The 25,033-nt window shown below is 72.4% G+C and carries 23 protein-coding genes; 6 read left to right on the top strand and 17 right to left on the bottom strand.

Features of this window, described 5'->3' with window-relative positions:
• Positions 1-27: 27 nt before the first annotated feature.
• Positions 28-2,970: a UPF0182 family membrane protein gene (locus ACQPW6_RS27325; protein WP_433892335.1), complete on the bottom strand. Its 2,943-nt coding sequence runs from the start codon at positions 2,968-2,970 to the stop codon at positions 28-30.
• 133 nt (positions 2,971-3,103) lie between these two features.
• On the opposite strand from ACQPW6_RS27325, the gene ACQPW6_RS27320 reads away from it, so the two are divergent.
• Positions 3,104-3,661 carry a PPA1309 family protein gene (locus tag ACQPW6_RS27320; protein WP_433892334.1) on the top strand — a complete coding sequence of 186 codons (558 nt, stop codon included), beginning with the start codon at positions 3,104-3,106 and terminating at the stop codon, positions 3,659-3,661.
• A gap of 81 nt (positions 3,662-3,742) precedes the next feature.
• On the opposite strand, the gene ACQPW6_RS27315 is transcribed toward ACQPW6_RS27320, so the two are convergent.
• The 4 genes from ACQPW6_RS27315 to ACQPW6_RS27300 form a co-directional block, all read right to left on the bottom strand.
• Positions 3,743-4,825, bottom strand: a complete 1,083-nt coding sequence (locus ACQPW6_RS27315) for a YlbL family protein (RefSeq protein ID WP_433892333.1) — start codon at positions 4,823-4,825, stop codon at positions 3,743-3,745.
• Between the two features lie 141 nt (positions 4,826-4,966).
• Positions 4,967-5,176, bottom strand: coding sequence for a hypothetical protein (locus ACQPW6_RS27310; RefSeq protein WP_433892332.1), 210 nt, complete (start codon positions 5,174-5,176; stop codon positions 4,967-4,969).
• A gap of 140 nt (positions 5,177-5,316) precedes the next feature.
• Positions 5,317-5,775, bottom strand: coding sequence for a molybdenum cofactor biosynthesis protein MoaE (locus ACQPW6_RS27305; protein ID WP_433892331.1), 459 nt, complete (start codon positions 5,773-5,775; stop codon positions 5,317-5,319).
• A 185-nt stretch (positions 5,776-5,960) separates the two neighbouring features.
• On the bottom strand, positions 5,961-7,064 hold the full coding sequence (locus ACQPW6_RS27300; protein ID WP_433892330.1) for an SDR family oxidoreductase: 1,104 nt from the start codon (positions 7,062-7,064) through the stop codon (positions 5,961-5,963).
• Positions 7,065-7,282: 218 nt separating this feature from the next.
• Here ACQPW6_RS27300 and ACQPW6_RS27295 point away from each other — a divergent pair, with 218 nt between their 5' ends.
• Together ACQPW6_RS27295 and ACQPW6_RS27290 are read left to right on the top strand one after the other, a co-directional pair.
• Positions 7,283-8,788: a zinc-dependent metalloprotease gene (locus tag ACQPW6_RS27295; protein ID WP_433892329.1), complete on the top strand. Its 1,506-nt coding sequence runs from the start codon at positions 7,283-7,285 to the stop codon at positions 8,786-8,788.
• On the top strand, positions 8,785-9,315 hold the full coding sequence (locus ACQPW6_RS27290) for an NUDIX hydrolase (RefSeq protein WP_433892328.1): 531 nt from the start codon (positions 8,785-8,787) through the stop codon (positions 9,313-9,315). The genes ACQPW6_RS27295 and ACQPW6_RS27290 overlap by 4 nt, the downstream gene beginning before the upstream one ends.
• Positions 9,316-9,365: 50 nt before the next feature.
• On the opposite strand, the gene ACQPW6_RS27285 is transcribed toward ACQPW6_RS27290, so the two are convergent.
• The 4 genes from ACQPW6_RS27285 to ACQPW6_RS27270 form a co-directional block, all read right to left on the bottom strand.
• Complete coding sequence (locus ACQPW6_RS27285; RefSeq protein ID WP_433892327.1) at positions 9,366-10,133, bottom strand: AIM24 family protein; 768 nt, start codon at positions 10,131-10,133, stop codon at positions 9,366-9,368.
• 16 nt (positions 10,134-10,149) lie between these two features.
• Positions 10,150-10,833 (bottom strand): AIM24 family protein, encoded by a 684-nt coding sequence (locus ACQPW6_RS27280; RefSeq protein ID WP_433892326.1) that lies wholly within the window; start codon positions 10,831-10,833, stop codon positions 10,150-10,152.
• Between the two features lie 6 nt (positions 10,834-10,839).
• The gene (locus ACQPW6_RS27275; protein WP_433892325.1) at positions 10,840-12,462 is read right to left on the bottom strand and encodes a TerD family protein; all 1,623 of its coding nucleotides are present in this window, start codon (positions 12,460-12,462) and stop codon (positions 10,840-10,842) included.
• A gap of 70 nt (positions 12,463-12,532) precedes the next feature.
• Complete coding sequence (locus tag ACQPW6_RS27270; protein ID WP_433892324.1) at positions 12,533-13,108, bottom strand: M48 metallopeptidase family protein; 576 nt, start codon at positions 13,106-13,108, stop codon at positions 12,533-12,535.
• Between the two features lie 366 nt (positions 13,109-13,474).
• Here ACQPW6_RS27270 and ACQPW6_RS27265 point away from each other — a divergent pair, with 366 nt between their 5' ends.
• On the top strand, positions 13,475-14,458 hold the full coding sequence (locus tag ACQPW6_RS27265) for a TOMM precursor leader peptide-binding protein (RefSeq protein ID WP_433892323.1): 984 nt from the start codon (positions 13,475-13,477) through the stop codon (positions 14,456-14,458).
• Between the two features lie 21 nt (positions 14,459-14,479).
• A complete protein-coding gene (locus ACQPW6_RS27260; protein ID WP_433892322.1) occupies positions 14,480-15,829 on the top strand; it encodes an ABC1 kinase family protein in 1,350 nt (449 codons plus the stop codon).
• A gap of 17 nt (positions 15,830-15,846) precedes the next feature.
• Here ACQPW6_RS27260 and ACQPW6_RS27255 read toward each other — a convergent pair whose 3' ends face one another.
• From ACQPW6_RS27255 to ACQPW6_RS27235, 5 genes are all read right to left on the bottom strand, one after another.
• The gene (locus ACQPW6_RS27255; RefSeq protein WP_433892321.1) at positions 15,847-16,062 is read right to left on the bottom strand and encodes a hypothetical protein; all 216 of its coding nucleotides are present in this window, start codon (positions 16,060-16,062) and stop codon (positions 15,847-15,849) included.
• A 155-nt stretch (positions 16,063-16,217) separates the two neighbouring features.
• Positions 16,218-16,547 carry a hypothetical protein gene (locus tag ACQPW6_RS27250; RefSeq protein ID WP_433892320.1) on the bottom strand — a complete coding sequence of 110 codons (330 nt, stop codon included), beginning with the start codon at positions 16,545-16,547 and terminating at the stop codon, positions 16,218-16,220.
• A complete protein-coding gene (locus tag ACQPW6_RS27245; protein ID WP_433892319.1) occupies positions 16,544-16,924 on the bottom strand; it encodes a WhiB family transcriptional regulator in 381 nt (126 codons plus the stop codon). The genes ACQPW6_RS27250 and ACQPW6_RS27245 overlap by 4 nt, the downstream gene beginning before the upstream one ends.
• A gap of 114 nt (positions 16,925-17,038) precedes the next feature.
• The gene (locus ACQPW6_RS27240; RefSeq protein ID WP_433892318.1) at positions 17,039-17,374 is read right to left on the bottom strand and encodes a hypothetical protein; all 336 of its coding nucleotides are present in this window, start codon (positions 17,372-17,374) and stop codon (positions 17,039-17,041) included.
• Between the two features lie 138 nt (positions 17,375-17,512).
• A complete protein-coding gene (locus ACQPW6_RS27235; RefSeq protein ID WP_433892317.1) occupies positions 17,513-19,702 on the bottom strand; it encodes an ATP-dependent DNA helicase UvrD2 in 2,190 nt (729 codons plus the stop codon).
• Between the two features lie 171 nt (positions 19,703-19,873).
• On the opposite strand from ACQPW6_RS27235, the gene ACQPW6_RS27230 reads away from it, so the two are divergent.
• The gene (locus ACQPW6_RS27230) at positions 19,874-20,116 is read left to right on the top strand and encodes a mycoredoxin (RefSeq protein WP_433892316.1); all 243 of its coding nucleotides are present in this window, start codon (positions 19,874-19,876) and stop codon (positions 20,114-20,116) included.
• A gap of 116 nt (positions 20,117-20,232) precedes the next feature.
• Here ACQPW6_RS27230 and ACQPW6_RS27225 read toward each other — a convergent pair whose 3' ends face one another.
• The 3 genes from ACQPW6_RS27225 to ACQPW6_RS27215 form a co-directional block, all read right to left on the bottom strand.
• Entirely contained in the window at positions 20,233-20,475 is a 243-nt protein-coding gene (locus ACQPW6_RS27225; RefSeq protein WP_433892315.1) for a hypothetical protein, read from the bottom strand.
• A gap of 88 nt (positions 20,476-20,563) precedes the next feature.
• Positions 20,564-21,496: an NAD(+) diphosphatase gene (nudC, locus tag ACQPW6_RS27220; RefSeq protein WP_433892314.1), complete on the bottom strand. Its 933-nt coding sequence runs from the start codon at positions 21,494-21,496 to the stop codon at positions 20,564-20,566.
• Between the two features lie 46 nt (positions 21,497-21,542).
• Complete coding sequence (locus ACQPW6_RS27215; protein WP_433892313.1) at positions 21,543-24,998, bottom strand: UvrD-helicase domain-containing protein; 3,456 nt, start codon at positions 24,996-24,998, stop codon at positions 21,543-21,545.
• Positions 24,999-25,033 lie beyond the last annotated feature (35 nt).

Raw genomic sequence — 25,033 nt, 5'->3', positions numbered from 1 at the left:
CGTACCACGGCGCGGGAGGCCCGATGATCAGCCCGACTTCGGCGGCTCGGCCGGCTGCCCCTCGGCCTCGCGGGCCCGTTTCAGCGCGGCCGCCAGCTTCTTCTGGGCCTCGCCGTACGCTCCCCAGTCGCCCTTCTGCATCGCCTTCTGCCCGGCGTCGTACGCGCTCTGGGCGTCCGCCAGCGCCTGCTGGAGCGCGGTGTCGTCGCGGGACGCGGGCGGCGGGGTGCCGGTGGTCGTCGGCGGTGGGGTGGTGGTCGTCGGCGGCGAGGTGCCGGTCGTCGGCGGTGGGGTGGTGGTGGGCGGCGGGGTGGTGCCGCCCTTGACCTTGAAGACGTCGTCCAGCGCCTGGGAGAGCGTCGGCTGGTAGCCCGTGCTGTTGCCGTAGACCACCGCGACCTTGCGCATCAGCGGGTAGTTGATCTGACCGCGTACGTAGACCGGCTCGATGTAGAGCAGACCGCCGTTCAGCGGCACGGTCAGCAGATTGCCGTACTCGACCTTGGACCCGGAGCCGTACTGTTTCAGCTCGTTGATCTCCGGGGCCGCCTCGTTGCTCGAGTTGATCTTCGCCTGCACCTGTTTGGGCCCGTCGACCGTCGGGCTGGTGGGTAGTCGCAGGATTCTGATCGTGCCGTAGTCGCTGCTCGACGCGTCCGCGTCCACCGCCATGAACGCGCTCAGATTGTCCTGGCCGTTGGGGGTGAACGTGGTGGTGAGCGAGAAGTCCTTCTGCGACCTGCCCGGCATCTTCAGGCCCAGGTAGTACGGCGGCACCGGCTTGCCCGTCGTCGCCGTCGGGTCGTCCGGCACCTGCCAGGCCTGGCTGCCGCTGTAGAACTGCTGCGCGTTGGTGACGTGATAGGTGGTCAGCAGCTGCCGCTGCACCTTGAACAGGTCCTGCGGGTATCGCAGGTGCGCCAGCAGGTCCTTGGGGATGTCCGCCTTGGGCCGCACGGTGTGTGGGAACGCCTTCATCCACGTCTTGAGCACCGGGTCCTTGGTGTCCCACTGGTAGAGCGTCACGGTGCCGTCGTAGGCGTCCACGGTGGCCTTGACGGAGTTGCGGATGTAGTTGACCTCGTTCTGGTGCGCGACGACCGTGCGCTGGTTGTCCGTCAGCGAGTCGGCCGTGGTGTCGCCGAGGGTGGTGCGGGAGGCGTACGGATAGCTGTTGGTGGTGGTGTAGGCGTCCACCACCCACTCCAGGTGCTTGCCGACCACCGCCGGGTACGGGTCGCCGTCGATGGTCAGCCAGGGCGCCACCGCCTCGACCCGCTCCTTGGGTGTGCGGTTGTAGAGGATCTTGGAGTCCTTGCCGATCGCCCCCGAGTAGAGGATCTTCGGCTCGCCGAAGCTGACCGCGTAGGCGGCCCTGGTCACCGGGTTCTTCAGGCTGACGCCGCCGGAGCCGCTGTACCGGGTGGTGGTCTCACCGGTCCTGCCCGCGTAGTCCAGCTCGTGGGTCGGGCCGTCGACGATCGAATACTGCTTGGTCTGCTCGCCGAAGTAGATCCGCTGCTGGTAGTCCTTGTCGCCGCCCAGCTTGCCGGTGGCCGGCAGGTCGGACTCGGTGAAGACCGGGGCGCCGCCGGACGTCACGTCGGTGCCGTCGGCGGCCACGATCCCGTACCCGTGGGTGTACTTGAAGTGGTCGTTTATCCAGTTGTTGTCGCGGATGCCGCCGACATTGAGCTCCCGCATCCCGACCACGGTGTCCTGCTCCTGGCCGTCGACGGTGTACCGGTCCACGTCCAGGGTGGAGGGGAACTGGTAGTAGCCCTGGTTCCGCTGGAGCTGCTGGAAGGTGGGCGAGACCACGTTCGGATCGAGCAGCCGCACCCCGGCCGTGGTGTTCGCCGCGGACCGCAGGGCGGTGGCGGAGTCGGAGCTCGTGCCGTTGTACGGGGTCACCTGGGTGTCCTTGATGCCGTACGCGGCCCGGGTGGCGTCGATGTTCTTCTGGATGTACGGCGCCTCCTTGGCCGCCTCGTTGGGCTGCACCTGGAACTTCTGCACGATCGCCGGGTAGAGGCCGCCGATCAGGATCGCGGAGAGCACCATCAGGCCGAAGCCGATGGTCGGCAGCGACCAGGTGCGCCGCCAGAGGGTGGCGAAGAACAGCAGCGCGCAGATCACCGCGATGCAGAACAGGATCGTCTTGGCGGGCAGGTAGGCGTTGGCGTCGACATAGCGCAGCCCGGTCCAGTTGTCGGTGGCCTTGAAGCCGCCGGACTTCACCGCCAGGCCGTAGCGGTCGAGCCAGTAGGCGACCGCCTTCAGCGACACGAAGACCCCGAGCAGCACCGACAGGTGGCTGGTGGCCGCCGCCGTCGCCCTGCCGCCGGGCGAGGTGATCCGCAGGCCCCCGTAGAGGTAGTGCACCAGCGCGGCGGCGACCAGGGACAGCAGCACGGCCGCGAAGCCGAAGTCCAGCAGGAAGCGGTACCAGGGCAGGTCGAAGGCGTAGAAGGACACGTCCTTGTGGAACTGCGGGTCCTTCACATGGAACGGTGTCGCGTTGATGGTGAGCAGCCACAGCCGCCAGTGGCTCGCCGCCGAGCCGCCGGCGATCAGCCCGACCACCGCGCAGATCCCCAGCAGCACCCACTTCTTGTAGGGCGCGATGCCCATCCGGTACCGGTCGAGGTTCTGCTGCTCGGCGGACATGGCGCTGAGCGGCGGGCGCAGCCGGTGCGCCAGGTAGATGTTCGCGCCGACCGTCAGGGCCATCACCAGGCCGAACACCAGGAAGAGCCCGACCTTGGTCCACACCAGGGTGCTGAACACCGACGAGTAGTGCACCGAGCGGTACCAGAGCAGGTCCGTCCAGAGGCTCGCGAACATCACGAACCCGATCATCAGGACGGCGAGCACGCCGAACACGATGAGCAGCGCCCGAGCGCGGTGCGAAGGACGGCCGACTCGTCTGCTGCGCTGCTCGGACGGACCTCCGTCGCGATCGGGCATCTGGAACACCAAGGGTGCGCACCTCGAAATCGTGGGTTCTCCGCGGGTGCCCCGAGTCGGACGCCCACTGGTGCAACTTCGCGATGCTTTGGCCGGTTCCCGATTCCGGTGGGGGAAGGGGCAGGATATTGCCATGTCCAACACTGCGACCGAGGGCACCCCGCTGGCGGCCAACCCGCTGACCCGTGCCGTACTGGAAATCGACGAGTATGCGTCGGGCCTGGGCTGGGACCGGCCCGCACGGCTGTTCGCCCTTGTCGACACCGCCCAACTGCGTACCGAGGAACCCGCGCTGGCCGACCAGCTGGGGCTGGGAGAGGAGAGCGCCACCGGCGGTCTGACGCCGATCGAGCAGGACGAGCTGCCGGCCGGCACCGCGCTCGACGAGTTCCTCGCCACCATCGCCTGGCCCGAGGTGATCGCGGGCTGCGCGCTCACCGTGGAGCGGCTGATGCTGCCGCCGTCCGCGGAGACCGCGATCCCCGAGGACCTGGACGAGGCGGCGCTCGCCTCCTGGGTGGCCGAGCACCCGGAGCGGCAGGAGGTGCGGATGACGGTCGGGGTGCTGCGGGACGGCGCCAGGGAGTCGGCGGTGCGGCTGCGGGCGAAGGACTCCGCGACGGAGGTGCTGACGGGTGCCGACCTGGTGCCGGGGCTCGCGGACGCGCTGACCGCGACCTTCGAGGCGTAGCTTCCGGGAAGACGGGTCGGGGGCCGGGCGCCGGCGCCCGGCTCAGCCCCTGGAGCCGGCTCCTGGGATCAGCTCCTGGAGTCAGCTCTTGGAGCAGCCGGGCAGCGCGGCGGTGTCGCCGGCCTTGATGTTCTTGAGCGCCGCCAGGGCGTCGTCGAGCGAGGTGACCTTGACCAGGGTCAGGCCGCTCGGGATGTCCTTGGCGGCCTCCTCGCAGTTGTCGGCCGGGGTGAGGAAGTACTTCGCGCCCTGGTTGCGGGCACCGATCGTCTTGAGGCTGATGCCGCCGATCGGGCCGACCTTCCCGTCGTCCTCGATGGTGCCGGTGCCGGCCACGAACTTGCCGCCGGTGAGGCTGCCGGGGGTGAGCTCGTCCACGATGCCGAGCGCGAACATCATGCCGGCGCTCGGGCCGCCGACGTCGGCGAGCTTGATGTCGATGGTGAACGGGAAGAGGTGCTCGACGCCGGCCGAGATGCCGACGACCGCGCGGGAGGGCAGCTCGTCGTCGGACTTCCTGGTGGTGATCGTCACCTGCTGGGTGCGGTCGGCGTTCGCCTTGGTCTTGGCGTCGGCGGCCCTGACCACCGTGAAGACCACCTTCTCGCCGGGCTTGTGCTTGGTGACGGCGGCGGAGACGTCCTCCTCCGCCTTGATCGGGGTGCCGTCCACCGCCTTGATCACGTCACCGGCGTGCAGCAGGCCCTGCGAGGCGCCGCGCTCGAGCACCGAGGCCACGATGATCCGCGACGGCACCGGGATCTTCAGCTCCTCCAGCGCGGACACCTTGGCGCTGTCCTGGGACTGGCTGAACTCCTCGGCATTCTGCTGGTCGGCCTCCTGCGCGGTCTGGCCGGGCGGGTAGAGCGTGTTGTGCTCCACGACCTTGTCGTCGTGCCTGATCCAGCCGAGCACCGACTCCACCAGGTTGATGTGGTAGTCCGCGCCGGTCACCCGGACGGTCGTCATGTTGAGGTTGCCGGTGGTCGGGTACGTCGTACGGCCGGTGATCTGGATCACCTTGTCGCCCTCGTAGCTGCCCAGCGTGTTGACCGTGGGGCCGGGTGACATCTCGGCATACGGCGTGGGCACCAGCAGTGCGACGCACAGCAGCGCTATCAGCGTCAGGGTCGAGGCGAGCAGCGTCGCGGTGCGGCGTGGCATGGCACGACACTACGTGACCGGTCCGACAACCGGCCCGCCGGGTGAGTCCGGACGGGTAGCCCGTACGGGTCGCCCCACGGGCCGGGGCGGGTGGTCGTACGGGCCCGGGGCGGGTGGTCGTACGGGCCCGGCGGCGGACCGTCAGGCCGCCTCGGTGTCCGCGCTCTCCGCCGCTCCGCCGCGCGGGCCGGGGCCGCCGCCGTGGCCGCCCTGCATGGCCTGCCTGAACCGCTCGTAGCCCGCGAGGGACGCGCCGTCCCTGGTCTGCCGGGTACGGGCGGCCCAGCGGCCCCAGAGCGCGGCGACGACGGCCGCCAGCACCGGAATGATCAACCAAGCGAGTGCTCCCACAGCGGACTCCCGACCCCATGTACACCAAAACGGACCTATGAGCAGATTAACCACTCAGTGGACCAACGTTCCGGCGGGGCGCGGGGTTACGCAACCGCGTCTCGCGCACCCGGGCGGACCGGCGGGGCCGCGGGAGCCTTCTAGACGCCGACCCACTCCTCGGTGCCGTCGCCGAACGTCTGGTGCTTCCAGATCGGTACGGCGGCCTTGAGATCGTCGATCAGCCGCCGGCATGCCTCGAACGCCTCGCCCCGGTGCGGGCAGCTGACGGCCACCACGACCGCGATGTCGCCCACCCGCAGATCACCCACTCGGTGGACGGCCGCAAGAGCGCGCACCGGGAAGTCGGCGGCGACCTTCTCCGCGACCTGGCGCAGCTCCGCCGCCGCGCTGGGGTGCGCGGAGTACGACAGCCCGGTGACCTCGGCGCCGGAGCCGCCGTCGTGGTCGCGCACGGTGCCGACGAAGAGCGCGGTGCCGCCGGCCGCGTCGTCGCCGACCGCGGCGAAGACCTCGTCGACCGACAGCGGGGTGTCGCGGATCTCCAGCAGCCGCAGGGGGCCGCCGGGCTCGTCGTGGGTGGGTGTCATGCGGCTCATGCTGCCTCATCTGCCCGCGATACGGAAAGGGGCTTCCATTATTGCGCGCCGCGAGCGGGAGCCCCGGGCCGGGCCGGCGAGCGAAAGGGGGCCGGCCGGGCCGGCGGCCGGTGGGTGGTGGGTGCCCGGCAGGTGGTGGGTGCCGGGCGGACGGCTGGGCGGCCCGGCAGGCGCTGGGGGCCGGGTCAGATGCCGCGGCGCTTGCGGGCCCTGCGCACCAGGGCCGCCGTGCCGACCAGCGCCACCGTCGCGCTCGCCGCGCCCAGCGTCGTGGCGTCCTTGCGGCCGAGCCTGCGCCCGGCGACGGAGTTGCGGCCCGCGACCTCCGCGAGAAGTTCGGCGAGCACCTCCTCGTTCGTCCAGTGCGGCCGCCAGCCCGCCTCGTGCAGCCGGCTGCCGCTGACCACCCACGGATGCATCGTGTACGCGAGGTCGCCGGCCGGCGAGGGGGTCAGGCCGAGCCGGTGCAGCCGGGACGCGGCGCCGAAGGCGATGGCCGGCGGCAGCTCCATCCGCCTGATCCCGGTCAGCTCCTCGACCTCCTCCTGCTCCAGCCACCCGTCGCAGCCGACGGCCATCTCGCCGTCCACCTTGTCCAGGACGGCGTACTCGAGCGCCGACACCAGGTCGTCGATGTGGCAGAACTGCCAGCAGGGGCGGCTGCCGGCCACCACCAGCAGCCGCGGCGACTCGAAGTAGCGGGTCAGCGCGGTGTCCGTGCCGCCGACCAGCACCGCGGGGCGCAGGATCGTCACATTGAGGCCGGGGTGGGCGCGCGGCGCCCGGCGGCCGAGCCGCTCGATCTCCAGCAGGTCGTCCACGAAACTCGCCTCAGAGGTGGCGCGCAGCGGCGCGTCCTCGGCGAGCGGCACGTCGTTGTCGGCCTGGGCGCCGTAGACCATCGCAGAGGTGCAGAGCACCACCCGGTGCACACCGGCCGCAGCTGCGGCGGTCAGCACAGTCTGCGTGCCGCGCACATTGAAGGCGGACCGCGCCTTCGCGTCGGACTCCAGGTCGAAGTCCAGCGCGAGGTGCACCACGACGTCCGCGCCGCGCAGCTTGTCGGCGATGGCCGGGTCCCGGACGTCGAGCACCCGCCAGGTGGCGCCCGGCACCTCTCCGCGCCGTTCGTCGATCGCCACCACCTTCTTGACCTCGTCGGACTCCACGAGGCGAAGTGCCAGGTGGAGCCCGATGCCCGAGGCCGCACCGGTGATCGCCACCACCGGGCCTGCGGAGCCCTTGCCGGCGCTCCGCTCTGGGCGAACGTGTGCTTCTGGGGAACTCACCGGGTGTCTCCCACGGTTGTTTCAGGTACGAGGTTGTCTGGCGCACGACGGGTGCTTCGCGTACGGAGTGCGGCTGCCGTATGACATCGGTACGCAGCCATCCTGCCTGACAGGTGTCTAGGCTGGAGTAAGAGCCCGCACACCGCACGCGCGTTTCAGAACCGACCACGACACGACCAAGACACACAGAGCCACCACACACAGAGCCGAGGAATCCCGTGAGCGACACCCCATTCGGATTCGGCGTCCCTCCCGAGGAGCCTGAGGACGGGGACGACGGCAAGCAGCACAAGGGAGACGGCCAGAGCGGCAACCAGGGCGACGGCCAGGGCGGCCCGCCCAATCCGTTCGGCTTCGGCGGCGGCTCGCCCTTCGGCGCAGGCGGCGGCGACAACCCGTTCGCGGCCATGTTCGGCTCGCTGAACCCCAACGATCTGGGCGCCGCCTTCCAGCAGCTCGGCCAGATGCTGTCCTACGACGGCGGCCCGGTGAACTGGGAGATGGCCAAGGACATCGCCCGGCAGACCGTGGCGCAGGGCACCGCCGACGGCGTGAAGGACTCCTCCGTGGGCCGCTCCGACCGTGCCTGGGTCGAGGAGGCGGTCCGGCTGGCCGACCTGTGGCTGGACGGCACCACCTCGCTGCCCTCGGGCTCCGGCGCCGCGGTGGCGTGGAGCCGGGCGGAGTGGGTCGAGGCCACCCTGCCGGTGTGGAAGGAGCTGGTCGATCCGGTCGCGGAGCGGGTCGCGGGCGCGATGGGCGATGTGCTGCCCGAGGAGATGCAGGCCATGACCGGCCCGCTGCTCGGGATGATGCGCTCCATGGGCGGCGCGATGTTCGGCTCCCAGATCGGCCAGGCGCTCGGCACCCTGGCCGGCGAGGTGGTCGGCTCCACCGACGTCGGCCTGCCGCTCGGCCCGGCCGGCAAGGCCGCGCTGCTGCCGGTGAACGTCAAGGCGTTCGGTGACGGCCTCGGCGTCCCGCAGGAGGAGGTGCGGCTCTACCTGGCGCTGCGCGAGGCCGCCCACCAGCGGCTCTTCGCCCATGTGCCGTGGCTGCGGTCGCATCTGTTCGGCGCGGTGGAGGGCTACGCGCGCGGCATCAAGGTCGACACCGCGCGGCTCGAGGAGGCCGTCGGACAGCTCGACCCGACGCAGCCCGAGCAGTTGCAGGAGGCTTTGCAGCAGGGCATGTTCCAGCCCGAGGACACCCCGGAGCAGAAGGCGGCGCTGGCCCGGCTGGAAACCGCCCTCGCGCTGGTCGAGGGCTGGGTCGACGCGGTGGTGCACGCCGCCGCGGCCCCGCATCTGCCGTCCGCCGGAGCGCTGCGCGAGACCCTGCGGCGGCGGCGCGCCACCGGCGGCCCGGCCGAGCAGACCTTCGCCACCCTGATCGGCCTCGAACTGCGCCCGCGCCGGCTGCGGGACGCCTCCCGGCTGTGGGCCTCGCTCACCGACGCGCACGGTGTGGACGGGCGGGACGCGCTGTGGGCGCACCCGGACATGCTGCCGACCGCCGAGGACCTGGACGACCCCGACGGGTTCGTGCACCGCGAGTCGCTGGACTTCTCCGAGCTGGACAAGATGCTCGGCGAGGCGGCGAAGGGCGTCGCTGGCTCCGCCGGCGGGAAGGGCGGCCAAGAGGCGGACGGCGCCACGGGCGGCACCAAGGATGACGGCAAGGACGTCGGCCAGGACGACGAGGACGGCGACGCGGCGAAGTGACCGACCTGCACGCGGACGCCGTCAACGTCCTGGAACGCTGGAGCGCGCCCGATTCCGGCCAGGAGAAGCTGCGCGCGGAGTATCTGGACCACCTGGCCGCGCATCCGGACGGGATGTGGAAGCCGTGCAAGGCGGGCCATCTCACGGCGAGCGCCCTGATCGTCGATCCGTCCCGGGAGCGGGTGCTGCTCACCCTGCACGCCAAGATCCGGATGTGGCTGCAGACCGGCGGCCACTGCGAGCCGGAGGACGGCTCGCTCGGGCAGGCCGCGCTGCGGGAGAGCGCCGAGGAGTCGGGCATCGAGGGGCTGCGGCTGCTGCGCCCGGAGCCGGTCAGGCTCGACCGGCATCTGACGCCCTGCGCCTGGCATCTGGATGTGGAGTACGCGGTGCTCGCCCCGCCCGGCGCGGTCGAGGCGATCAGCGAGGAGTCGCTGGACCTGCGGTGGTTCGGCTACGAGGAGGTCGGCGAGATCGCCGACGACTCCGTACAGCGCCTGCTGGCCGCCACCCGCGCGCTGCTGTGAGCGCGCGGGCGGCCGGCCGCGGCTGAACCCTGCGGCCCGGGGGCGCCTGGTTACCGGTTGGACCAGATGTTGCCCGGGTTCTGCCCGTGCGCGCCCTGCGGCCCGGCGCCGTACTGCGCGCGCAGGCCCTGGCCGATCACCGCGTTCTGCGGCGGCATCAGCTCGCTGGGCTGCACCAGGACGTAGCCCTGGCCGACGAAGTTCAGCTCCCAGCCCTCGCCGGTGTTGCCGCGCCTGCGGAAGACCGACGAGCTGCTGGTCTGCGCCTGCATCTGGACCCGCAGGCCGGTGGACCAGGCGACGACCGCGTCCGCGTCGCAGGACACGTACTTGTCGGGGGTGACCGGCATCAGCAGCGGCTTGCCCGAGGTCATCAGGGCGACCTTGCCGCGCCCCGAGATGTTCAGGTTGTAGGCGCCGGTGCCGGACAGGCCGAACTGGCTGTCCACCGCGATCACGTCCCAGTGCAGCCCGGAGTCGAGCGCCAGCACATACGCGCTGTCCACGGTCAGGCCGTCCTGGTCGACGTCCAGGATGTGGATCTGCTGGGCGAGGTTGGCGAGGTAGACGGTGCCCTGCCCCGAGCAGCGCATCAGGTCCAGTCCCTCGCCGGTGAACCGGCGGCCGCCGCGCTGCTGCTGCGACTGGTACTCGCCGTCGAACTCGATCATGCCCTGGTAGGCGACCATCGAGCCCTTGCGGGCCAGGCAGTCGGGTCCGGTGTTGCCGTCCAGGCGGACCCGCAGCAGGTAGCTGTTCTGCAGGCTGTAGTGGTCGTCGTTCTGGACTTCGGTGTATGCGAAAAGCGGGCTCTGCATGATGTGTCGCTCCCCCTCAGCCTCGGACCCGGAGGCGGTCAGTGCTGTCCTCGCTGGGCTGTACGACGACGAAGCCCTGGCCGGAGAAGGCGATCTGGAACGCCTCCCCGCTGCCGCGGCCGATCAGCGACCCGGCCCTGAAGCTGCGCTTGGCCTTCATCTTCAGGCCGGACGACCAGGCGACCAGCGCGTCGGGATCGACATACGTCTCGTCCGCGCCGCTGCCGCAGTCGACCACGATCGGGGTGCCGCGCGAGGTGACCGCGACCCAGCCGTTGCCGCTGACCCCGACGTTGAACAGGCCCTGCCCGGCGAACTTGGCCAGGCCCTTGACCCGCTCGACGCCCCAGGTCAGATGGGCGTCGAAGGCGAGCAGGTTGGTGCCGTTGACCGACACCGACTCGTTGTTGAGGTTGAGGCAGACCACGTCGGCGCCGTAGTCGGCGAGGTAGAGCAGGCCGTCGCCGCTGCACTTCATCAGCGGGGCCGACTCACCGGTGAGCCAGGCCGACGCCATCTGCCGGACGGCCGGCGGGTTCGGCTCATACTGCACGAAGCCCTCGTAGGCGACCATCGAGCCGGTGCGGGCGAACAGGTCCTGGCCGGTCTGCATGGCGACCTTGAGCATCGACGAGCCGTGGTTGGCCATCCTGGCGGCCACCGGTGCCGGTGCGAAGCCCGCGATCATCTGCTGGTCCATGGCGGGTCACACCTCGTAGGGCTGGACGACGATGAAGTTGCCGGGCGCGGCGCGGAACTGCAGGTTCACCGTCTCGCCGCTGTGGCCCGGATACGCGGTCCTGCGCAGCCTGACCTGGCTGGAGACGATCACCTGGGCCGCCGCCGACCAGGCGACGATGGCGTTGCTGTCGGCGTAGGTGGTCGGGGTGACCGGCAGCACCACGGGGACGCCGTGGGTCTTGACGATCACGGTGCCGGTGCCCTGGAACTGCATGGTGAACAGCGCGCCGCCGGGGATGCCGTGCCCCTCGATCCGGCGCACCTCGTGCTGGAGGCTCTCGTCGAAGGCCAGCACGTTCTCCGCCGACACGCAGATGGCGTCGCCCTGGAGTTCGATCGGGTGCAGATAGGCGGCGTTCTCCGCGAAGAAGACCTGGCCGCCGCCCGAGCAGCGCATGAGCTGCATCTCCTGGCCGGTGGCGTTGCCGACGATCCGGCCGGTGAAACCGGCGCCCTTGTAGCTGAAATCGACTTTGCCCTGGTAGAGCACCATGCTGCCCTGCCGGGCCAGCACCGGCTGGCCGCTGCCCTGGCCGAGGTCGGCGCGCATCATCTTGGGGTTCTGCGCGTGCCAGCGCTCGCCGGTGGGCAGCTCGCGGTACTTCTGCATGGCGGCGGCGAGGCCGGCGCCCTGGGTGGGGACGGCGGGAACCGCGGGCGCGGCCGGCTGCGGCTGGCCGAACGGGTTTCCCGGCGGCTGCTGACCGCCGAAGCCGGGGGGCTGATGGCCGCCGCCCGGGCCCGGGGGCTGCTGCTGGTACGCCGGCTGGCCGGGCGGGGCCTGGCCGGGGACCTGGCCGAACGGGGGCGGCGGGCCGGGCGGCCCGGGCGGGGCCGGGGCCAGCGGGGCGGCCATGGTCGGCGCCTGGTGGATGGACTGGGAGGCGGCGGGCGCGGCCGGCGCGCCGAAGGAGGTGGCCGGCGGCGGGGTGGGCGCGGGGGCCGGGGCGCCGAAGGAGGGCGCGGGCGCGGGTCCGCCGGGCGGCGGCGCGAATCCGGGCGCCGCGCCACCGGACGGCGGCGCGAATCCGGGGGCGGCCTGCGGCGCGGCGGGCTCCTCCTCGGCGACCTCGCCGCCGAAGTTGCGCAGCAGCGCGTCAAGGCCGCCGTCGAAGCCCTGGCCGACGGCGGCGAACCGCCAGACGTCCTTGAGGTAGATGTCGGCGAGCATCACCGCGCGCTCGGTGCTGAACTCCGCGCCGGTGAAGGCGTAGCGCGCGACCTCCTCGCCGCCCGCCACGATCCGGATGTAGCCGGGCGCGACCTGCGACATCTGCCCGGCGCCGTCGATCGTGGCGGTGAAGGACAGCCGCTGCACGGCGGCCGGCACGCGGTCGAGGGTGACCCGGAAGGACTCGCTGTCACCGGCCTGCGCGCCGAGCAGCTGCAACGACTCCTCGGGCGACTTGGGCTGGTTGAAGAAGATGAAGTACCGGTCGTCCGACAGCTGGTCCTTGTCGTCGAGCCCGAAGCAGCTGATGTCGAACGTCAGGCCGGGACCGGTGATCTGCACGCCGACATAGAGATCCGTCCCCGCTGTCAGATCACTGATCTTGGCCTTGTGACCACGCTGGAATTCCCTGGCCATGGATGAGCCGTCCCCTATCCCCTCATACTGCCGTGCGTGGCGACAGGCTAACCGGTCGCGCCGACAGCGGCTATTCCCCCGCGCCCCCGGGCGGATTGGGCAGCCGGTCCACCGCGACCACGCCTTCGAGGAACCCGCGGGCCCGCTCGGTGCGCGGGTAGCCGTCGAGCAGCTTCCAGAAGCTCGGCCCGTGGCCGGGCACCAGCAGGTGCGCCAGTTCGTGCAGCAGGACGTAGTCGATGACGTACTCGGGCATGCCCTGGAGCCGGTGGGACAGCCGGATGCTGCCCTCAGAGGGGGTGCACGAGCCCCAGCGCGAGTTCTGGTTGGTGACCCAGCGGACCGTGTCAGGAACCGCCCGGGCGTGCAGATACTGCTCAGACAGACGCTCGGCACGGGCGGCCAGTTCCGCGTCGCCGGGCATCCGGCGGCTCTCCTGCGCGGCGAGCTTGTCGAGCATCACGGCGACCCAGCGCTGCTCCTCCGCGGCGGACATCCTGGCCGGGATGAGAACGACGGTACGGTCGCCGTCGCGATAAGCGGACACCGTTCGACTGCGGCGAGCACTGCGGCGTACTTCCACCGCACTCGTCCGGAGGCCGCTGGCAGGCTGACTGGCGAGTTTTCGCACTGGATCGGCGGACACCCTCCGACGTTACCCGCTGCGAGTCCGGTAAGTCCCGTCTCCTGGCCGGTTCGCATCGGAATCACCTCGATTCGTACGCATATTGAACGACTATCCCCCACAACCTGTGGATAACCCTCCGGCCCGATCTCGGAAATCCGGCATGCTGGCTGCACTGATCACGGACAGTGATCGGCCGGGAGAACCCGGGAAGGAAAAGGGGAAATCATGCGACCGATGCTCAAGGGTGCGCTGCGGCTTTGTTGGCGGGATCGGGAGAGTGTGCAGTTCGGGGTGGATCCGGCGCATGCGGTGGTGTTGGAGCCGGTGGACGGGGCGGCGGCGGGGTTTTTGGGGTTGTTGGACGGGACGCGGGGGACGCAGACGTTGACCAGGGATGCGGGGGCGCTGGGGGTGCCGCCGGAGCGGGTGCGGCGGCTGCTCGGGGTGCTCGCGGCGGGCGGGGTGCTCGATGACGCGGCGGCGCACGGGAAGCTTTCGCGGACGGTACGGCACCGGGGGTCGGCGCTCGACCGGCTGCGGCCGGATCTGGCGGCGCTGTCGCTGGTCCACCCGGGGCCGGGCGGGGCGGCGGCGCGGATACGGCATCGGCGGGCGTCACGGGTGCGGGTGCACGGGGCGGGGCGGGTGGGCACCGCGCTGGCGGCGCTGCTGTCGGCGGCCGGGGTCGGCGCGGTGGAGCTGCTGGACGGCGGGCGGGTGGAGCCGTGGGACGTGACGCCGGGCGGATTCCCGGCCGAGCACATCGGCGAGCGGCGGGACGCGGCCGGGCGGGGCGCGGTCAGACGGGCGGCGCCGGGGCCGCGGGAGCGGGCCGGGCCCAGCGCGGCGGCCGGGACGGCCGTCACGGTGATCGCGCCGCGGGACGGGCTGCTCGCCTACGCGCCCGACGTGGAAGCGGCCCGCCGGATGGTCGCCGCCGGGGTGCCGCACCTCTATACCGGGGTGCTCGAGGGGACCGGGGTGGTGGGTCCGCTGGTGGTGCCGGGGCGCACGGCGTGCGGGGAGTGCCTGGGGCTGCGGCTGGCCGACCGCGATCCGGCCTGGCCGCGGATGCTGGCGCAGCTCAGGTCCGGGCGGCAGCCGGCGGTGGCCGCCTGCGACGTGGCGCAGGCGGCGGTGGTCGCCGGGCTGGCCGCGGGGCATCTGCTGGCGTATGTGGACGGCCGGCGTCCACCGAGCGTGGGCGGACGGGTGGAGCTGTCGCTCGCCCAGCTCTCCCAGCGGTCGTGGCCGCTGCCGGCCGACTCCCGGTGCGGCTGCGGGGCCCCGGCGGCGGCCGGAAGGGGCGCTCCCGCGGGCACGGGACACGGCCGCCCGCCGGTGGGGAGGGGCACAATGGCCATGTGACCGACGGGAAATGAGGAGCGCATGTCTGATCTTCCGCGCAAGGCGGTGACCCGTACCGCGAAACTCGCGGCGCTCCCCCTGGGGTTCGCCGGACGGGCCACACTCGGAATCGGCAAGCGACTGGGCGGCAGACCCGCCGACGAGGTCGCCACCGAGCTCCAGGAGCGGACCGCGGACCAGCTCTTCCGGGTGCTCGGTGAGCTCAAGGGCGGCGCGATGAAGTTCGGCCAGGCCCTGTCGGTCTTCGAGTCGGCGCTGCCGGAGGATGTGGCCGGCCCCTACCGGGCCGCGCTCACCAAGCTCCAGGAGGCCGCGCCGCCGATGCCGGCCCGCACCGTGCACCGGGTGCTGGCCGAGCGTCTCGGCAAGGACTGGCGGTCGCTTTTCGCCGAGTTCGACGACGTGCCGGCCGCGGCGGCGTCGATCGGGCAGGTGCATCGGGCGGTGTGGAGCGACGGGCGCAAGGTGGCGGTGAAGGTCCAGTACCCGGGGGCCGGCGACGCGCTGCTGTCGGACCTGGCGCAGCTGAGCCGGGTGGCGAGGCTGTTCGGGCCGCTGATCCCGGGGATGGACGTCAAGCCGCTGCTGGCCGAGCTGCGGGCCCGGGTGGAGGAGGAGCTGGACTACGAACTGGAGGCGGCGGCCCAGCACACCCACGCGGTGGAGTTCGCCGGCGATCCGGACGTGGAGGTGCCCGATGTGGTGCACCAGGCGGATCAGGTGCTGGTCACCGAGTGGATGGACGGGGTGCCGCTGTCGGAGGTGATCTCCGGGGGCGACCAGGAGATGCGCGACCGGGCGGGGCAGTTGCTGGCGCACTTCCTGTTCGCGGGCCCGGCCCGCACCGGGCTGCTGCACGCCGACCCGCACCCGGGCAACTTCCGGCTGCTGACGGACGACGGTCCGGCCTCCGGCTGGCGGCTGGGCGTGCTGGACTTCGGCACGGTGGACCGGCTGCCCGAGGGGCTGCCGCTGCCGATCGGCACCGCGCTGCGGCTGGCCCTGGAGGGCGACGCCGACCGGGTGCACCGGATGCTGCGCGAGGAGGGCTTCGTCAAGCCGAGCATCGTGCTGGACTCCGACGCGGTGCTGGACTACCTGCGGCCGATCATCGAGCCGGCCGGGCGCGAGGAGTTCGCCTTCGACCGGGCGTGGATGCGGGCGCAGGCGGCCCGGATCGCCGATCCGCGCTCCCCCGCGCACCAGTTGGGCAAGCAGCTCAACCTGCCGCCGTCGTATCTGCTGATCCACCGGGTGACGCTGAGCACGGTCGGGGTGCTCTGCCAGCTCGGCGCGGTGGTCCGGCTGCGCGCGGAGCTGCTGGAGTGGCTGCCCGGTTTCGACCCGGAGAAGGCGGCGGAGTCGGCCTGACCCCCGGCCGCCCCGCGCTACCACCAGGCGGAGTCGAGCCGCCCCTCGATGCTGCGCAGGTGGCGGCGGCCGCACTCGTCGCAGAAGTAGACGCGGCGGCCGTTCTCCACGGAGCAGGTCCAGGTCAGCGGCAGGCCGTCCCGGGTGGTCCCGCAGCGGGCGCAGCTGGTCGTGGCCGTGGCTGACGTCGTGGTCGTGGTCGTGGTCGTGGTCTGAGAGTTCTTCTGATCCACCGGGCGACGATACCTCCGTCCGCCCGGATTGTCGGCATAACGCACCGCGGGGCCAGCCCTTTCGGACCGGCCCCGCGAAGAGGTTCCGCCTGTGCCGCCGCCTACCTCCTACCCGCGCCCGCCGGCGCGGCGGGTCGCGGGTTACCGCAGGACGGTTACTGCATGACGGCCAGGGCGAGCGCCCGGCGGGCGCGCAGGGAGGCACGCTCGGCACGCCGTTGCAGCCTGCGGGCCGCGACCAGCCGCAACGACCTGCGTTCGTGTTCGGCCTCGGCGAGGCGCTGTTGCATATGGGCACGAGCCAGTGCTTCTGGCATGAGTTGCATTTCGAGGTTCCTGTTCTGGTGCGACGCGTAGGCGTCGGAGGTACGTGCGGGGAGTTCGCTCAGTGCTGGAGTCATCGGGGCCTGATTCATCGGGTCGTGGGTGAAGGGATGGTCGATCGTTCCTGGGATCTGCTTCTGCCGGGTGTTCTTGGCGCTCATACCGCGACCGCGTCCTTACGCGGGCGGCCACGGGGCCGCTTCCGGGGCACGACGACGCCCTGGATGAACAGCTCGCCGCCCCAGACACCCCAGGGCTCGCGGCGGTCCTTGGCGCCGGCGAGGCAGGCCTCGCGGACCGGACAGGTCTGGCACAGCGACTTGGCGTACTCCACGTCCGCCGGGGTCTCCGCGAAGAAGACCTCGGGGTCGTAGGTCCGGCAGGGGACGGGCACGCCGAGGCGGTCGATCTCGTCGTCAAGCTCAGTCAGGGGCAGCAAGGGAGTCTCCGAAGGGGGCTGTGCGGGAGGGTGGCTCAGGTCGGTACAGAGTCCGGACTGTGCGTGCTGGGCGGTAGGCACGGTTGGTTCGTTCCTCATCTGTCGTCCGGCTTGTCAGCCGGTCTTCGGTGTGTCTCTGTTCTGGAGAAAACAGAAGGGCCGCGGATCCCGGTCTGGGATTCCGCGGCCCTGAGGTGCCGACCTGATGCGCTATCAGGCTGGATCACTCCAGGGTTCGAGCCCGCGGAAGGCCCACTTGCCGTGCTGCTGCGTCTTCTGCTGTCCGTTCGCGAATCCATTGGCACCAGCGGCGCCCTCGGCGGTACCAGCGCCGGCGTCGTTGGCCGCCGCCGCAAAGGCATAGGCCGAAACCTGTGCCGCTGCCGCCGCTACCGCGGACGCCTGCATCGGTCGCTCGTTCCGCTCATTGGCCGGCGAGACCAGGAGACGGGCAGAGGCCAGACGGGTGCCGTGCATCGAAATGCCGAGCGGGCAGGTGGCGATCACCGAACGATCGGTTGCTTTGCTGATGCTCATCAACGTGGTCACGGGGCTCGCCTCCTCTCGGCGTCTCGTAAGGCTGGTGGAACGGACTTGCTTATTACATCACGTCCAGGGGGGCTCTTGGAAGAGCCGTTCCCGTTCGGTGCTCCCGCAGGCTATGGGGACTTCAGCAGCGGGCGCAAACTATTTTTCCGCTTCTTCTTCAGTAGATTCTTCAACTTCTTGCGCGCCCGCCGGATCCTCTCCCGCGCACAGCGCCAGAACGTCCGCGCCGAACTTGTCGATCTTGCGCGCGCCGACCCCGGCAATGGCCGACAACTCCATCTCGCCGGACGGCCTGACCTCGGCGATCGCCAGCAGCGTCTTGTCGGTGAACACGCAGTAGGCGGGCTGGCCGAGCGCCTTGGCCTGCTCCATCCGCCAGGCCCGCAGCCGCTCGTACAGCGCCTCGTCCAGGTCCGAGGGGCAGTCCTCACAGCGCATCAGCTTGATCTCGCCGGCCTCTGACAGGGTGCGCCCGCACACCCGGCACAGCACCGGGCCGCGCCGCTTGCGCCCGCCCGAGCCGCGCTCCACGCCGCCCGCTCCCGCGCCCCGGGCGCCGGGCGCCGCCGAGCCCGGCCGCAGCCCGTTCAGGAAGCGGGAGGGGCGCCGGCCGCCGCGTCCGCCCGGCGAGCGGGACAGCGCCCACGACAGCCCCACGTGGAAGCGCGCCCTGGTCGCCCCCACGTACAGCAGCCGGCGCTCCTCCTCGACCTGCTCGTCGGTCTTGGCGTAGGTGATCGGCAGGGTGCCCTCGGTCAGTCCGACCAGGAACACCGCGTCCCACTCCAGGCCCTTGGCCGCGTGCAGCGAGGCCAGGGTGACGCCCTCCACGGTCGGGGCGTGCTGCGCGTTCGCCCGCTCGTCCAGCTCCGCGACGAAGTCGCCGAGGACGGCCTCCGGGCGGGCGGTGGCGAAGTCCTCGGAGAGGCGCACCAGCGCCGCCAGCGACTCCCAGCGGTCCCGTACCGCCCCCGAGCCGGACGGCGGCTCCGAGGCCCAGCCGCGCGAGCTGAGGACCGCGCGCACCTGCTGCGGGACGGTGGCCTCCGCATCGCCCGGGTCGGTGGACGCGCGGGCCGCGCCACGCAGCAGCAGCCCGGCCTCGCGCACCTCGGGCCGTTCGAAGAACCGCTCGGCGCCGCGCAGCTGGTACGGCACCCCGGCGTCGGCGAGCGCCTGCTCGTAGACCTCGGACTGCGCGTTGATCCGGTAGAGCACCGCGATCTCGCTCGGCCGCACCCCGGAGGCGATCAGCTCCTTGATCCGGCGGGCGGCGCCCTCGGCCTCGGCCGGCTCGTCCGGATACTCGGTGTAGGTCGGGTCGGGGCCGGCCTCGCGCTGCGAGACCAGTTCGAGCCGGTGCGCGGCGGCGGTGCCGCGGGCCTGCTGGAGCAGCCCGTTGGCCAGGCCGACCACCTGCGGGGTGGAGCGGTAGTCGCGGACCAGCTTGACGACGGTGGCGTCCGGGTGCCGGGTCCGGAAGCCGAGCAGGAAGTCCGGGGTGGCGCCGGTGAAGGAGTAGATCGTCTGCGAGGCGTCGCCGACCACGCACAGGTCCTGCCGGCCGCCGAGCCACAGCTCCAGCAGCCGCTGCTGCAGCGGGCTGACGTCCTGGTACTCGTCCACCACGAAGTGCTGGTACTGCGAGCGGACGGTGTCGGCCACGTCGGGCCGGTCCTGGAGCACGCCGACGGTCAGCAGCAGCACGTCCTCGAAGTCGATCACCCCGCGGTCACGCTTGAGCTGCTCGTAGGTGGTGTAGATCCGGGCCACCTCGGCCGGGTCGCGCGGCAGGTCGCGGCCGGACTTGGCGGCGGCGGCCGCGTACTCCTCCGGGACGGTCTGGGTGACCTTGCACCACTCGATCTCGCCGGTCACATCCCGCAGCTCGTTGCGGTCGAGCCGGATCCGGCTGCGCGCGCCGGCCTCCGCGACCAGCTGCACCTTGCGCTCCACCAGCCGGGGCATCTCGCCGCCGATCGCCCGCGGCCAGAAGAACTGCAGCTGGCGCAGCGCGGCCGAGTGGAACGTACGGGCCTGCACCCCGCCGGCGCCGAGCTGCCGCAGCCGGCCGCGCATCTCGCCGGCCGCCCGCGCGGTGAAGGTGACCGCGAGCACGCTGGCGGGCTGGAGCATGCCGGCCCGCACGCCGTAGGCGATCCGGTGGGTGATCGCCCGGGTCTTGCCGGTGCCGGCGCCGGCCAGGACGCAGACCGGACCGTGCAGTGCCGTGGCCACGGCACGCTGCTCGGGATCGAGTCCTTCGAGCACCGCGTCGGCAGAGTCGGGCACCGCGGGGAAGAGCGAGTGGTGGGTCGTCGCAGTCACCCCGCCATGCTGCCACTTCCGGAGGACGGCCCGGGAAAGTTATCCACAGCCACGGGAATACGTCCCTCCCACGGGAGGAATTCGGCGCGCCCGCGGCGCGTTCCCCCAGCAGGCCGGCAGACCTGCCGGGCCGGCGCACAGCGGGCGCACTGCGATGAGGAGCGAAAAGCGATGTCGGGCACCGTGACCATGTACAGCACCACCTGGTGCGGCTACTGCCGCCGGCTCAAGACCCAGATGGACCGTGAGGGCATCACGTACACCGAGGTCAACATCGAGGAGGACCCGGCGTCGGCCGCGTTCGTGGAGAAGGCCAACGGCGGCAACCAGACCGTGCCGACCGTGCTCTTCGCCGACGGCTCCACCCTCACGAACCCCTCGCTGGCCCAGGTCAAGCAGAAGATCGGCGTCTGACCCAGGCGGGCCCGACACCAGGCGGGCCCGACACCAGGCTGGCCCGACACCAGGCGGCCCCCCGCAGCAAGCGGGCCCGGCACCAGGCAGGACGGCGCGCCCCGGCACCGGCGGAGCTACCCCTTCGAGCGGCCGCTGAACGGCGGCGGCGGAGAGGGCGGCAGCCGGTAGCCGGGGTCGGCCTGCCAGCCCTCGGGCGGCGGCGAGTACGGCGAGCACTCGCCGCAGGACGAGCAGGTCCACCGGCCGTGCAGGCCGTGCACCTCCGCCCCGCAGCGGCTGCACGTCTCCACGGTGAAGTACGACTCCTCGGGGGGCGCCGCCTCGGGCTTCGCGCCGCCGGTCATGTCCTCTGCCACAGGATCAGTGTGCACGACAAGGCGGCACCCGGCCCGGCGTACGCCGACACGCCCGCCCCGGGCGGGATCCGCCCGGGGACCGGCTCCGCTACCGCCCCTGCCGGGGCAGCGGCTCGCCGTACCAGAGTTCGATCAGCCGGGCCGCGATCGAGATGCCGAACGGCGGCAGCACCTCGCCGGACTCGAAGGCCGCCCGCAGGTCGTCCCGGGAGAACCAGCGCGCCTCGGAGATCTCCTCGCCGTCCACCGTGATGGCCGATGTCGTGGCCCGGGCGTTGAAGCCCAGCATCAGGCTGGACGGGAACGGCCACGGCTGGCTGCCCACGTACGCGACCTCGCCGATCGTGACGCCCGCCTCCTCCGCCACCTCGCGCCGTACCGCCTGCTCGATGGACTCGCCCGGCTCGACGAAGCCCGCGAGCGTGGAGAACCGGCCCTCCGGCCAGTGCACCTGGCGGCCGAGCAGCGCCCGGTCCTCGTCATCGGTGACCAGCATGATCACCGCCGGGTCGGTACGCGGGTAGTGCTCGGCGCCGCAGGCCGGGCAGCGCCTGATGTGGCCGGCGGCGGCGATCACCGTGCGCTCGCCGCAGCGCGAGCAGAACCGGTGCATGCGCTGCCAGTTCTCCAGCGCCACCGCGTGCACCATCAGGCCCGCTTCGAGCGGCGACAGCAGCCCGCCGACCTCGCGCAGCCCGGCCGGCCTGGCCTCGTCGTCCATCCGGCCCGGCAGCGAGTCCTTCTGGAGCGCGAAGTAGCGCACGCCGTCCGGGTCGATGCCCAGGAAGTAGCGGTGCGTCTCGGTCTCGGGGGCGTCGAAGGCCGGGGTCATGACGAGTTCGGTACGGCCCTCCGGGGTGTCCTCGACCAGCACCTGGCCGCCGGAGACCACGAAGACCCTGGTGGACGGGTTGCTCCAGGCCGCGGCGAGCCACGCTTCGTCCAGCCGGTGGTGGGCGGCGCGGTCCACGCCCTCGTGCGTCAGGGCGATCGGTTGCGACGTGGCGTCGAGTCCGGTCAAGGCTGCTTCCAACTCCCGTGGTCCATTCAGGTGGGGCGATTGCAGCCTAACTCGCCGAACCTGGGCCTCCGCCTCGGGCAGGTTCCGCGGGCTCGGCGGGACCGCCGGGTTCCGCCACCGGTTCGCCCTCGTCCACCGCCTGTTCACCCGCCAGCAGCCGTTCCAGCGCCGCCCGGCCCGGCAGCCCGGCCGGCCGCACCACCGTGCCGCTGCGTACGTGCACGAACGCGGCGCCGACCCGGTCCAGCGGCACGCCTTCTTGCTCCGACCAGGCCAGCCGGTAGACGGCGAGCTGGATCGGGTCGGCCCGCTGCGAGCGGCCGGTCTTCCAGTCCACGATCTCGTACTCGACGCCCCCGTCGGCATCCCCGCGCCCCGCGTCCGCCCGGTACACCGCGTCGATCCGGCCCCGGATCACCCGCCCGCCCAGCGTGAGCTGGAACGGGGTCTCCACCCGGTACGGGGTCCGGTCCGCGTACGGCGTACGCAGGAACGCCTCCTTGAGCGCCTCCAGGTCCCGCTCGTCGGCGATGTCCTCCTCGCCCTCTATGCCGGGCAGTTCCTCGGGCCCGAAGAGCGGGCGCGCGTCGAACCGCGACTCGATCCAGGCGTGGAACCGGGTGCCCCGGCGAGCGGCGGGCGCGGGCGGCCGGGGCAGCGGGCGCGCCAGGTCCTTGGCGAGGCCGTCCGGGTCGGCGGCCAGCCGCATCAGCTGCGTGGCGGTGAGGGTGTACGGCAGCGGCACGTCCCGTACGGTCGCCCGCGCCCGCCGCAGCTCGTCGGCGAGCGCGTCCAGGTCCCGGTCCCAGGAGGCGACCAGCCGCGCCTCCTCAGGCGCGAGCCCGGCCACGTCACCGGCCCCGTCACCGTCCTCGCCCTCCCCACCAGGCGGCGCGTCCATCCGATCGAGCACCGTCCGCGCCGCATGCCGCCGCCGCGCCAGCGCCGGCGGATCGAGCGGCAGCGGCCACGGAGTTTCCGCGGTCTCCGCCAGCGCCGGGTTCTCCGCGCCCTCCTCCGGCGGGTCCGCCCAGTGCTCGATCTCGCCGTATCCGGCCTCGCAGTGCTCGCGGATCGCGTCCAGGAAGGCGGACGGCCCGAACGGCGCCTTCTGCGTCGGCCCCCACCAGTGCCCGGAGCCGACGAGCAGCGACCGCGGCCGGGTGAAGGTGACATAGCCGAGCCGCAGCTCCTCCACCCGCTGGTGCTCGCGCATCGCGTCCCGGAAGCCTTCGAGTCCGGCCCGGTTCCACTCGGCCACGTCGGGCAGGGTGGCCGCGTCGCCGCGCAGGCCGTGCGGCAGCACCTTCGCGTTGACCGGCCACAGCTCCCGGCCGCGCTCGCTCGGGAAGCCCTTGCTGACCAGGCCGGGCACGAAGACGACGTCCCACTCCAGGCCCTTGGACTTGTGCGCGGTGAGCACCTTGACGGTGTTCTCGCCGCCCGGCAGCGAGCTGTCGAGCCCCTTCTCGTACTGCGCGGCCGTGTGCAGGAAGCCGAGGAAGGCCAGCAGCGTGGCCTCGCCGTCCAGCGCGGCGAAGCCGGCGGCGACGTCCAGGAACGAGTGCAGCGTCTCGCGGCGGCGGGCGGCCAGCGCGTGCGGGGACGCGGACAGCTCCACCTCAAGGCCGGTGACGGTCAGCACCCGGTGCAGCACGTCCATCAGCGGGTCGGCGAGCGCGCGCCGCAGCTCCCTTATCTCGGCCGCCAGCCGGGCGAACCTGACCCGCGCCTCGGCCGAGAACGGCAGCTCTCCCTCGCCCTCCTCGCCGGTGGCCACCGGAGCGTCAAGGAACGTCTCCAGCGCGTCGGCCAGCGAGATCACCTCGGCCGGGTCGATGCCCTCGACGGCCGCCGCCAGCGGGTCCTGGCCGGCCGGCGCGAACCCGTACCGCACCAGCTGCCGCGCCCGCCGGCCGAGCAGCGCCAGGTCGCGCGGGCCGATCCGCCAGCGCGGCCCCGTCAGCAGCCGGGCCAGGGCGGCGTTGGCGGTCGGGTCGTGCAGCACCTCGCAGGTGGCGACGAGGTCGGCGACCTCCGGCAGGTGCAGCAGCCCGGACAGGCCGACGACCTCCACCGGGATGTCCCGGGCGACCAGCGCCGCGTGGATCTCGGGGAAGTGCGTGGCGGTACGGCACAGGACGGCGATCTCGCCGGGCGCGGTGCCGGTCCGCACCAGGTGCGCGATCGAGTCGGCCAGCCACCGCGTCTCCTCGCCCTGCGAGGGCAGCAGGGCGCAGCGCACCAGCCCGTCCCGCTCGGCGCCGGGTGCCGGGCGCAGCGCCTCGACGCCCTCGTGCCGTGCGCGCAGCTCGGTGGCCAGGGTGTTGGCGAGGTCGAGCAGCCGGCCGCCGGAGCGGCGGTTCTCGCTCAGCGAGAAGCGGGCGGCGGGCCGGCCGCCGGGGTGGCCGAAGTGCCGGGGGAAGTCGTCCAGGTTGGCCACCGAGGCGCCGCGCCAGCCGTAGATCGCCTGGCACGGGTCGCCGACCGCCGTCACCGGGTGGCCGGTGCCGCCGCCGAACAGCCCGGCCAGCAGCAGCCGCTGGGCCACGGAGGTGTCCTGGTACTCGTCGAGCAGCACCACCCGGTACTGGTCGCGCAGGATCGCGCCGACCTCCGGCCTGCTCTGCGCGAGCCGCGCCGACAGCGCGATCTGGTCACCGAAGTCCAGCAGGTCGCGGCCCCGCTTGTCGGCCTGGTAGGCCGCCGCGAGACCGGCCAGGTCCTGCCGGGCGGCGAGCGTGTGCCTGACGTCCCTCACCCAGGCGTTGCCGCGCTTGGCCGGATCGAGGCCGGCCAGCCGCTCGCTGAGACCGGTGTCGTACGCGGCCAGCCGCTCGGGCGGCACCAGGTGCTCGGCCAGCTCGCCGGAGAGCGCGAGCAGGTCGCCGACGAGGGTCGGCAGGCCCTTGGTGAGCGCGGGATACGGGCCCGGCGCGGCGCGCAGCACCTTCGCGGCGAGCTGGTAGCGGGTGGCGTCGGCGAGCAGCCGGGCGGTGGGTTCCAGGCCGATCCGCATGCCGTGGTCCTTGAGCAGCTGCCCGGCGAAGGCGTGGTACGTGGAGATCTGCGGGTCGCCGGGCGGCTGCTCGGGGTCGTCGGCGGCGCCCGGTTCCGGCCGGTCCCTGTCGACGGCGCCGGGCCGGTCCCTGAACGTGTCGGGCCGGTCCCTGAAGTCGTCCGGACGGTCCCGGGGTTCGTCCCGTGCCTCGCCGTCCGCCGGGCCGATCCCGGCCTGGGCCAGTGCCCGCCTGACCCGTTCCGACAGCTCGCCGGCCGCCTTGTTGGTGAACGTCAGCCCGAGCACCTGCTCGGGCGCCACCTGCCCGGTGCCGACCAGCCACACCACCCGCGCGGCCATCACCGTCGTCTTGCCGGAGCCCGCACCGGCCACGATCACGCCCGGCGCCAGCGGCGCGGTGATGCACGCCGTCTGCTCCGGGGTGAACGGGATGCCCAGCAGCTCCTTCAGCTGCTCGGGCGAATTGATGCGGGTTGCCACCCCATGGAGGCTATCCGGAGCTGCCGACACCGGGC

It is taken from the genome of Streptomyces sp. CA-111067, from assembly GCF_050956065.1.
GTDB lineage: Bacteria > Actinomycetota > Actinomycetes > Streptomycetales > Streptomycetaceae > Actinacidiphila.
The sequence above is the reverse complement of the archived record's forward strand: the minus strand, read 5'-3'. Positions and strand labels throughout refer to the sequence as shown.

Bases quoted from the DNA above. Each gene is read 5' to 3' on its own strand.
- ACQPW6_RS27325 (WP_433892335.1), bottom strand. From the start codon at position 2,970: ATGCCCGATCGCGACGGAGGTCCGTCCGAGCAGCGCAGCAGACGAGTC.
- ACQPW6_RS27320 (WP_433892334.1), top strand. From the start codon at position 3,104: ATGTCCAACACTGCGACCGAGGGCACCCCGCTGGCGGCCAACCCGCTG.
- ACQPW6_RS27315 (WP_433892333.1), bottom strand. From the start codon at position 4,825: ATGCCACGCCGCACCGCGACGCTGCTCGCCTCGACCCTGACGCTGATA.
- ACQPW6_RS27305 (WP_433892331.1), bottom strand. From the start codon at position 5,775: ATGAGCCGCATGACACCCACCCACGACGAGCCCGGCGGCCCCCTGCGG.
- ACQPW6_RS27285 (WP_433892327.1), bottom strand. From the start codon at position 10,133: ATGCAGAGCCCGCTTTTCGCATACACCGAAGTCCAGAACGACGACCAC.
- ACQPW6_RS27280 (WP_433892326.1), bottom strand. From the start codon at position 10,833: ATGGACCAGCAGATGATCGCGGGCTTCGCACCGGCACCGGTGGCCGCC.
- ACQPW6_RS27275 (WP_433892325.1), bottom strand. From the start codon at position 12,462: ATGGCCAGGGAATTCCAGCGTGGTCACAAGGCCAAGATCAGTGATCTG.
- ACQPW6_RS27260 (WP_433892322.1), top strand. From the start codon at position 14,480: ATGTCTGATCTTCCGCGCAAGGCGGTGACCCGTACCGCGAAACTCGCG.
- ACQPW6_RS27250 (WP_433892320.1), bottom strand. From the start codon at position 16,547: ATGAGCGCCAAGAACACCCGGCAGAAGCAGATCCCAGGAACGATCGAC.
- ACQPW6_RS27245 (WP_433892319.1), bottom strand. From the start codon at position 16,924: ATGAGGAACGAACCAACCGTGCCTACCGCCCAGCACGCACAGTCCGGA.
- ACQPW6_RS27230 (WP_433892316.1), top strand. From the start codon at position 19,874: ATGTCGGGCACCGTGACCATGTACAGCACCACCTGGTGCGGCTACTGC.